Here is an 8226-nt window from a genome sequence, read left to right as displayed (position 1 = left end):
ATCCAGCCGGCGGCGAAGGAGCCCAGCGCCATGCCGATGCCGATCCCGGTGGTCACCCAGGTCACGCCTTCCGTGAGCATTGCCGGCGGCACGTGGCGTTCGATCAGTCCAAAGGCGGTGATGAAGGTCGGCGAGATGGCAACGCCGCTGACGAACACGGCAAGCGCCAGCGTCGGCACCGTGTCGGCAAAAAGCAGTGGCAGAGTGGTAAGCGCGATGACGGCGACCGCTATCGCGAGTTGGCGTTGCAGCGGCGTGCGCAGGCTGAGCGCGCCGACGATGATGCCGAGCACGAAGGATCCCAGTGCATAGACGCCGATGACGAGGCTGGCTGCTTCGGGCTGGCCGAGCTCTTCGGTAATGGCAACGGTGGTGACTTCCGTGGTTGCGAAGGTCGCGCCGACGAAGATCAGCGCGAAGGTGATGATCTGCACCGGCCGCAGGCGGATCGCCGAACCGGCCGCGCCACCCTCGGCCGGACGAATGGGCGGTTCCGTCGAACGCTGCAGCAGGAATGCCGACGAGCCGAAGGCGAGCAGCAAGGTGCTCACCACCATCCCGGCTTCCGGGAACAGCGCGGCACTCAAGCCCACCGACAGCGATGCCCCAGCGACATAGACCAGCTCGTCCGCGGCCGATTCGAAGGCGAAGGCGGTATTGAGCTCGGGGCGGTCGCGAAAAATTTCGGTCCAGCGCGCCCTGACCAGCGCCGGGATGCTGGGCATTAACGCGGCAAGCAGCGCGGATAGGAACAAGGTCCACACCGGCCAGTGCTGGTTGGCCGCGACGATCAAGGTTGCGAAGGCAAGCGCCGAGACAAGTGTCGTCGGCACGGCAATCCGGCTCTGGCCGAGGCGGTCGACCAGCCGCGAGACCTGCGGCGACAGGAAGGCGTTGACCAAAGCGTATGTGGCCGAGACGGCGCCGGCCAGCCAGTACTCGCCATGCGTTTGCGACAGCATCGCCACAATACCGATCGGCGCCATGGCGATCGGCAGTCGGGCGATGAAGGCTGCCGCGGCGAAGCTCTTCGTGCCAGGAGCCCGAAAGATTTCCGAATATGGGTTTCGCATGGTCCCGTTCCTCGACAAGGGAAGGCGCCGCAACTACATACGCAGCGTATGAATGTCAGATAGTTCATACGTCGCGTATGTCAATTAGCATACGACGCGTATGTGAATAAGGCCAGGAGCCATGCACAAACCCCGCAAGGAGATGATCGCCGAGACGCGCGCCAAGCTGATCGCGGCCGCGCGCCATGCCTTCGGCACGATCGGCTATGCCGAGGCCTCGATGGACGATTTCACCGCTTCGGCGGGTCTGACGCGCGGCGCGCTCTATCATCATTTCGGCGACAAGAAGGGACTCCTGCAGGCGGTGATCGCCGAGATCGACGCCGAGATGGCGGCGCGGGTGAACGAGGTGGCCTCGCGGGCGCCTACTCGCTGGCAGCATTTCGTCGACGAATGCACCACCTATATCGAGATGGCGCTTGAGCCGGAAATCCAGCGCATCATGTTCAGGGACGGCCCGGCCGTGCTCGGCGATCCGGCTCAGTGGCCCAACGCCAGCGCCTGCACGGCTTCAATGGCCGATCACCTGTCAAAGCTGCAGGAGGAGGGCGTCGTCGTTCCCGATCTCGATCCCGAGACCGCAGCGCGGCTCATCAACGGCGCCAGTAGCCAGGCCTCGCAGCGCATCGCCAATGCCAAGGATCCGGAAGCGACGTCGAAGAAGGTTGTGGCGGCGTTCAAGCAGCTGCTGGAAGGCCTGAAAACCAAATAGCATCCGGTCGCGGCGTTCCGGGCAATCACTCGGGTCCGCGCTGCCTCAGACAATTGTCCCCCGCTCAAAATCCCTCCGACATTGACTTTGGCAGGAGCGAGCGCATCCTCTCCCGCCAATTCTCTGAGGCGGAGGGTCGGGGCCATGTGGGACTTCAGCATCGGCCGGTCGGTGTCCATCATGATGCGGACGTGGCCGTTCATCGTCTTTCGCATCATCGTCTATTTCGGCATCACGGTGGCCTACATAACAGCGACCGGCACCGGCGCCAGCGTCGGTTACGGCGTCGGCCACATCTCGACCGATCCGGACGGGCCGATGTCCTTTGCCTTGTGGGGTGGGGTGGTCGGCTTCGGCGTGGTCTCGATCGCCGTCTACTGGATCCGCGAATACATTCTCTATGTGCTCAAGGCAGGCCATATCGCCGTCATGGTCCATCTGATCGACGGGCAGGACGTTCCCGACGGCCAGGGCCAGATCGCCTATGCGCGCGAAGTGGTGACGAAGCGCTTCGCCGAGGCCAACATCCTTTTCGTCGTCGACCAGCTGGTGAAAGGCGCCATCCGCGCCATCACAGGGCTGATCGGCGGCATTGCTGCGTTCCTACCCATTCCAGGCTTAAGCGGTCTGGTGAGCTTCATCAATACCGTCATCCGCCTGTCGCTGACCTATGTCGACGAGATCATCCTCGGCTACAACATCCGCACCAATTCCAACTCGCCTTTCGAGACCGCCAGGCAAGGCGTCGTGCTCTACGCGCAGAACGGCAAGTTGATGGTCAAGAACGCCGTCTGGCTGGCGGTGATCATGTGGGGTGTTTCCTTCGTCATCTTTCTTTTGATGCTGGCGCCCGCCGCCGCGATCCTCTGGGCCATGCCGGGCCAGCTTGCCGGCTGGGCCTTCGTGTTGGCCATCGTCTTCGCCTGGGCCTTCAAGGCGGCTTTCATCGAGCCCTTCGCCATCGCTTCGCTGATGCAGGTCTACTTCGCCGCCATCGAGGGCCAGGTCCCCAATCCGGAATGGGACCGGCGCCTGGCCGAAGCCTCGTCCAAGTTCAGGGAGCTGCGCGACAAGGCGCTCAGCCCCTTCGGCGGCTCGCGCTGGGATTCGCCAAGGACCGCTTGAGCAGCAGCCCCGGCCACGAAGGCCGCCTGATCACGGCTTCGCCCCTTCACGGGAACCAAGGCGAGCGATCGCCGATTTGAGCGGCGCCTCGCCGGCGCCGCAAAAGGTCTCGCTCATCACCAGCTCGGGCAGCGGCAGGCGCTTGCCCCAGCCATGCGCTTCGAGGTCGGGCCTCGGCGCGAATTCCGAGACGCGGCCGACGCAGAGATAGGCGATCGGCGTGACGTGCTCGGGGATCGACAGCAGTCGCTTCAGCGCTTCGGGCTCGATGATGCTCACCCAGCCGACCCCGACGCCTTCCGCCCGCGCCGCGAGCCAGAAATTCTGCACCGCGCAGACGGTGCTGTAGAGGTCCATCTCCGGATTGTGCCAGCGCCCGAGCGGCGAGTTCTTCGAGCGCTGGCGGTCGCAGGTGATGCACAGGTTGAGCGCGCTTTCGCAGATGCCCTCGAGCTTCAGCTTGCGGTAGAGCGCCCGCCGCTCCACCTCGATCGCCGGCAGTTCCTGTTCGCGCGCGGCGAGGAAAAGGTCGCGCACCTGCCGCCGCCTTGTGGCGTCCCGGATGATGATGAAGTTCCAGGGCTGCATGTAGCCGACCGACGGCGCGTGGTGTGCCGCGGTGAGCAGCCGCGCCAAAACGCTGTCGTCGAGATCGTCGGTAAGGAAATGGCTGCGCACGTCGCGCCGGGTGAACATGGCCCGGTAGACGGCGTCGCGCGCCAATTGGTCAAAGTCATCGCCGCCGGCGGCGGCTGTTCGTGCCTGCATCGCTTGTCCCCTTGCGATAAGCAGTCCTCCGCCTGACCATGCGGATGACCATGTCTGCCGGGCCGGTCTTCTGGCTCGGGATCGACCCGCATCCGGCGCCTTCCCGTCTGGGACAGTGGCGTTTGCCGGCGCGGTCCCCCTCACAGCGTTGGGCACGCCACGGATTTCAACCGTGTTCCCGATTCTCCCGCGTTGCGGGCACCAGGCAGCGACGCGACCTTATCGCGAAGCCGAAGCCGGGCCAATGCCGCCAGCGACACGATTGGGCGCGATTTCCCCAATCATTCGGCGCTGAAACATGGCTATCCGTGCGACAGGTGCCTAGATTAGGCGCCATGACCACTCGTCTCTACACTCATCCGGTATTCCTGGAACACCTCACGCCGCCCGGCCACCCCGAGCGGCCCGACCGTTTGCGCGCCATCGAGCGCGTGCTCGACGACGAGGCTTTTTCGGCCCTCGACCGCGTCGAGGCGCCGGAAGGCGACGAGGCGACTATCCTTTACGCGCATCCGGAGGATTTCGTCGGCCGTGTCCGCGCTGCGATTCCCGAGACGGGGATCGTCTCGATCGATGCCGACACCAGCGCCAGCCCGAAAAGCTGGCATGCGGCGGTGACGGCGATCGGCGCGGCGAACGCCGCCGTCGACGATGTGTTCGAGGGCCGTGCCGCCAATGTCTTCGTTGCCGCGCGTCCGCCCGGCCATCACGCCGAAAAAGCGACCGCGATGGGCTTTTGCCTGTTCAACACCGCGGCGATCGCCGCCCGTTATGCGCAGGAGAAGCATCTGGCCGAGCGCGTCGCCATCGTCGATTGGGATGTGCATCACGGCAACGGCACGCAGGACATTTTCTGGGACGATCCGTCGGTGCTCTATTGCTCGACCCACCAGATGCCGCTTTATCCGGGCACCGGTGCCAAGAGCGAGACCGGCGCCGGCAACATCGTCAACGCGCCGCTTGCGCCGAGCACCGGCAGCGACACGTTCCGCGACGCCTTCCTGTCGCGCGTGCTGCCGTCGATCGACGCCTTCCAGCCGGATCTGATCATCATTTCCGCCGGTTTCGATGCGCACCATCGCGATCCGCTGGCCGCGATCAACCTGACCGAGGATGATTTCGACTGGGCGACCGGCCAGCTGATGGAGCGCGCCGGGCGCCACAGCGGCAACCGGCTCGTCAGCCTGCTGGAGGGCGGTTACGATCTGCAAGGATTGGCATTTTCGGTCGCCGCCCATGTCGGGCGGCTGATGAAGGGATGAATGATGGCTGATGAAGCTAACCAAGACGTCAAGGCGATGAGCTTCGAACAGGCGCTCGACGCGCTGGAGAAGATCGTCGATGATCTGGAGCGCGGCGACGTTCCGCTCGACCAGTCGATCAAGATCTACGAGCGCGGCGAGGCGCTGAAGGCTCATTGCGACCGCTTGCTCAAGGCCGCCGAGGACAAGGTCGAGAAGATCAGGCTCTCGCGCGACGGCAAGCCGGTTGGAACGGAGCCGCTCGACGCCGAGTGAGGTGTATTGATATTCAGGTGAGGCCGCCTGCAAACGCGGCTTTCTGCGGTTCCGGTGCTCACGTCCTTCAAGTACGCTCCGGTCCGGTTCTCGGAACCCGCCATTTTCGGCTCGGTCTGACCTGAATCTCAACACACCTCGGTGCACAATGTCAGACCGGTTCGGGCAGAAAGCAGGTAAGGAGTTAAAGCATGTGCCGAAACATCAAGACCCTGTTCAACTTCGATCCGCCGGCGACCGACGACGAGGTCCATGACGCGGCGCTGCAGTTCGTGCGCAAGCTGAGCGGCGCGACCAAGCCGTCCAAGCGCAACGAGCATGCCTTCAACCACGCCGTCGAGGCGATCGCCGCCGCCGCGCGCGAGCTGCTTGACAGCCTCGAAACCACCCAGCATCCGCGCAACCGCGAGGAAGAGGCCGCCAAGGCGAAGGCCCGATCCGCGCTCCGCTTCGCCTGACGCCGGTCATGAGCTTCTTTCCGGGCAACGATCCTGAGGCCGGCGACGCCTTCGCCTGCGACCAGATCGAGTTGATGGTCATTCCGAACGCCAAGGACATTGGCGGCTTCGAGGTTCGCCGCGCCTTGCCGACGGCGAAACGCAGGCTGGTCGGTCCGTTCATCTTCTTCGACCGCATGGGCCCGGCCATCCTGCGTGCCGGCCACGCGATCGACGTGCGCCCGCATCCGCATATCGGGCTGTCCACCGTCACCTATCTGTTCGACGGCAAGATCAGGCATCGCGACTCGCTCGGCACCGAAATGGTGATCGCGCCGGGCGACGTGAATTTGATGACCGCCGGCCGCGGCATCGTTCATTCCGAGCGCACGCCCGAGGAATTGCGCGGCGCGCCGATGTCGATTTCCGGCCTGCAAACCTGGCTGGCGCTGCCGGACAGCAAGGAAGAAATCGCCCCGGTGTTCGCGAACACGTCGGTCGTCCAACTGCCCGAAATCGATGCCGAGGGCGTTAGCGGCCGCGTCGTCATCGGCGAATTTTCCGGGCTGCGCTCGCCCGTCGCGACCGCCTCGGAAACGCTCTATGCCGATCTGCGGCTGGCGGCGGGCGCCAGCGTCAAAATCCCCGCCGACGCCGAGGAACGCGCCATCTACACGCTGGAGGGCGAGGTTTCGATTGCCGGCGACCGTTTCCCGGCCGAGCGGCTTTTGGTGTTCAAACCGGGCGAGGAAATCGTCGTGTCGTCCGAGCGCGGCGCGCATTTCATGCTGTTCGGCGGAGCGTCGCTGGGCTCCAAGCGTTATATCTGGTGGAATTTCGTTTCGTCCTCGAAAGAACGCATCGAGCAGGCCAAGGAAGAATGGAAGACGGGCCGCTTCGATATCGTTCCTGGCGATGAGGAAGAATTCATTCCGCTGCCGGAAGGTTAGCGCAGGATGGACATTCTGCGCCAGGCGCGTCACTGACACGCATTTACATTGGCGCGCCGTCAGCCTATCTCGCGCATAGCAAAGCGCATATTTGAAGGTTAACCCAAGGTTAAGTTGACAGGCCGTCCCAGAGTGAACCCGAAGCCTGACACGCCGCTCCTCGACAAAGTCCGCATCCCCGCGGATTTGCGGGCACTTGATGAAAGCGAGCTGCCGCAGCTGGCGACCGAACTGCGCGCGGAGCTGATCGATGCGGTGTCGCACACCGGCGGCCATCTTGGCGCCGGTCTCGGCGTCGTCGAGCTTACGGTTGCGCTGCACTATGTCTTCAACACGCCGGAAGACCGGCTGATCTGGGACGTTGGCCACCAGGCCTACCCGCACAAGATTCTGACCGGCCGCCGCGACCGCATCCGCACGCTTCGCCAGGAAGGCGGTCTCTCCGGCTTCACCCGGCGCGCAGAGAGCGAATACGACCCCTTCGGCGCAGCGCATTCCTCGACTTCGATTTCGGCCGGCCTCGGCATGGCGATGGGCCGCGACCTTGCGGGCGGCCGCAACAATGTCATCGCCGTCATCGGCGACGGCGCCATGTCCGCCGGGATGGCCTATGAGGCGATGAACAACGCCGGCGCGCTCAATGCCCGCCTGATCGTCATCCTCAACGACAACGACATGTCGATCGCCCCGCCGACCGGCGCGATGAGCGCCTATCTGGCGAGGCTTGCCTCCGGCAAGACTTATCTCGGCCTGCGCGATTTCGGCAAGAAGCTGACCTCCTATCTCGGCAAGCGCGCCGACAGCGCCATCACCCGCGCCGTCGAGCACGCGCGCGGTTACGTCACCGGCGGCACGCTGTTCGAGGAGATGGGATTCTTCCACATCGGCCCGATCGATGGACACAATTTGGAGCACCTGATCCCGGTGCTGAAGAACGTCCGCGATAATGGCGACGGGCCCATTCTGATCCATGTCGTCACCCAGAAGGGCAAAGGCTACGGGCCGGCGGAGGCCGCCGCCGACAAGTATCACGGCGTCAACAAGTTCGACGTCATCACCGGCGCGCAGGCGAAAGCGCCGGCCAACGCGCCGAGCTACACCAAGGTCTTCGCCGAGAGCCTGATCCAGGAGGCGCGCGAGGACGAACGAATCGTGGCGATCACCGCCGCCATGCCGAGTGGCACCGGCCTCGACCTCTTCGGCGAGGTGTTCCCGGCCCGAACCTTCGATGTCGGCATTGCCGAGCAGCATGCGGTGACTTTCGCCGCTGGCCTCGCCACCGAAGGCTACAAGCCTTTCGCCGCCATCTATTCGACCTTCCTGCAGCGCGCCTACGACCAGGTGGTGCACGACGTGGCGATCCAGAAACTGCCGGTGCGCTTCCCGATCGACCGCGCCGGCTTCGTCGGCGCCGACGGCGCCACGCACTGCGGCGCCTTCGACACGACCTTCCTCGCCTCGCTGCCTGGCTTCGTCGTCATGGCCGCCGCCGATGAGGCGGAGCTTCGCCATATGGTGCGCACGGCAGCCGACTACGACGGCGGCCCGACCGCCTTCCGCTATCCGCGCGGCAACGGCGTCGGCGTCGACATGCCGGAGCGCGGCTCAGTGCTCGAGATCGGCAAAGGCCGCATTCTCAAGGAA

The 8226-nt window shown here is 64.7% G+C and carries 9 protein-coding genes and 1 riboswitch; of the genes, 7 read left to right on the top strand and 2 right to left on the bottom strand.

The window, feature by feature from the left end:
- The coding region (locus tag EOA32_RS29390) for an MFS transporter (RefSeq protein WP_145971379.1) at positions 1-1073 on the bottom strand (1073 nt) is incomplete at its 3' end.
- Positions 1074-1194: 121 nt separating this feature from the next.
- Here EOA32_RS29390 and EOA32_RS29385 point away from each other — a divergent pair.
- Both EOA32_RS29385 and EOA32_RS29380 read left to right on the top strand, forming a co-directional pair.
- On the top strand, positions 1195-1785 hold the full coding sequence (locus EOA32_RS29385; RefSeq protein WP_095800304.1) for a TetR/AcrR family transcriptional regulator: 591 nt from the start codon (positions 1195-1197) through the stop codon (positions 1783-1785).
- A gap of 144 nt (positions 1786-1929) precedes the next feature.
- Positions 1930-2910, top strand: coding sequence for a hypothetical protein (locus tag EOA32_RS29380; protein WP_128373586.1), 981 nt, complete (start codon positions 1930-1932; stop codon positions 2908-2910).
- A 30-nt stretch (positions 2911-2940) separates the two neighbouring features.
- Here EOA32_RS29380 and bluB read toward each other — a convergent pair whose 3' ends face one another.
- Positions 2941-3678 carry a 5,6-dimethylbenzimidazole synthase gene (bluB, locus tag EOA32_RS29375; RefSeq protein WP_128373585.1) on the bottom strand — a complete coding sequence of 246 codons (738 nt, stop codon included), beginning with the start codon at positions 3676-3678 and terminating at the stop codon, positions 2941-2943.
- A 42-nt stretch (positions 3679-3720) separates the two neighbouring features.
- Positions 3721-3899: riboswitch (cobalamin riboswitch) on the bottom strand.
- 114 nt (positions 3900-4013) lie between these two features.
- Here bluB and EOA32_RS29370 point away from each other — a divergent pair.
- From EOA32_RS29370 to dxs, 5 genes are all read left to right on the top strand, one after another.
- Entirely contained in the window at positions 4014-4940 is a 927-nt protein-coding gene (locus tag EOA32_RS29370; protein ID WP_095830437.1) for a histone deacetylase family protein, read from the top strand.
- Between the two features lie 3 nt (positions 4941-4943).
- Positions 4944-5195 carry an exodeoxyribonuclease VII small subunit gene (locus EOA32_RS29365; protein WP_095778033.1) on the top strand — a complete coding sequence of 84 codons (252 nt, stop codon included), beginning with the start codon at positions 4944-4946 and terminating at the stop codon, positions 5193-5195.
- Between the two features lie 191 nt (positions 5196-5386).
- On the top strand, positions 5387-5653 hold the full coding sequence (locus EOA32_RS29360; RefSeq protein ID WP_066998050.1) for a DUF2277 domain-containing protein: 267 nt from the start codon (positions 5387-5389) through the stop codon (positions 5651-5653).
- Positions 5654-5661: 8 nt separating this feature from the next.
- Positions 5662-6582 (top strand): pirin family protein, encoded by a 921-nt coding sequence (locus tag EOA32_RS29355; RefSeq protein ID WP_128373584.1) that lies wholly within the window; start codon positions 5662-5664, stop codon positions 6580-6582.
- Positions 6583-6714: 132 nt separating this feature from the next.
- A partial coding sequence (dxs, locus tag EOA32_RS29350; RefSeq protein ID WP_128373583.1) for a 1-deoxy-D-xylulose-5-phosphate synthase occupies positions 6715-8226 on the top strand: 1512 nt, incomplete at its 3' end.

The sequence above is a fragment of the Mesorhizobium sp. M1A.F.Ca.ET.072.01.1.1 genome (assembly GCF_004023325.1).
Lineage (GTDB): Bacteria > Pseudomonadota > Alphaproteobacteria > Rhizobiales > Rhizobiaceae > Mesorhizobium.
This window is presented reverse-complemented; position numbering and strand designations above follow the sequence as displayed.

Excerpts from the sequence above, each read along its gene's own strand:
- EOA32_RS29385 (WP_095800304.1), top strand. The coding sequence starts at position 1,195 with ATGCACAAACCCCGCAAGGAGATGATCGCCGAGACGCGCGCCAAGCTG.
- EOA32_RS29355 (WP_128373584.1), top strand. The coding sequence starts at position 5,662 with ATGAGCTTCTTTCCGGGCAACGATCCTGAGGCCGGCGACGCCTTCGCC.
- bluB (WP_128373585.1), bottom strand. The coding sequence starts at position 3,678 with ATGCAGGCACGAACAGCCGCCGCCGGCGGCGATGACTTTGACCAATTG.
- EOA32_RS29365 (WP_095778033.1), top strand. The coding sequence starts at position 4,944 with ATGGCTGATGAAGCTAACCAAGACGTCAAGGCGATGAGCTTCGAACAG.
- EOA32_RS29380 (WP_128373586.1), top strand. The coding sequence starts at position 1,930 with ATGTGGGACTTCAGCATCGGCCGGTCGGTGTCCATCATGATGCGGACG.
- EOA32_RS29360 (WP_066998050.1), top strand. The coding sequence starts at position 5,387 with ATGTGCCGAAACATCAAGACCCTGTTCAACTTCGATCCGCCGGCGACC.
- EOA32_RS29370 (WP_095830437.1), top strand. The coding sequence starts at position 4,014 with ATGACCACTCGTCTCTACACTCATCCGGTATTCCTGGAACACCTCACG.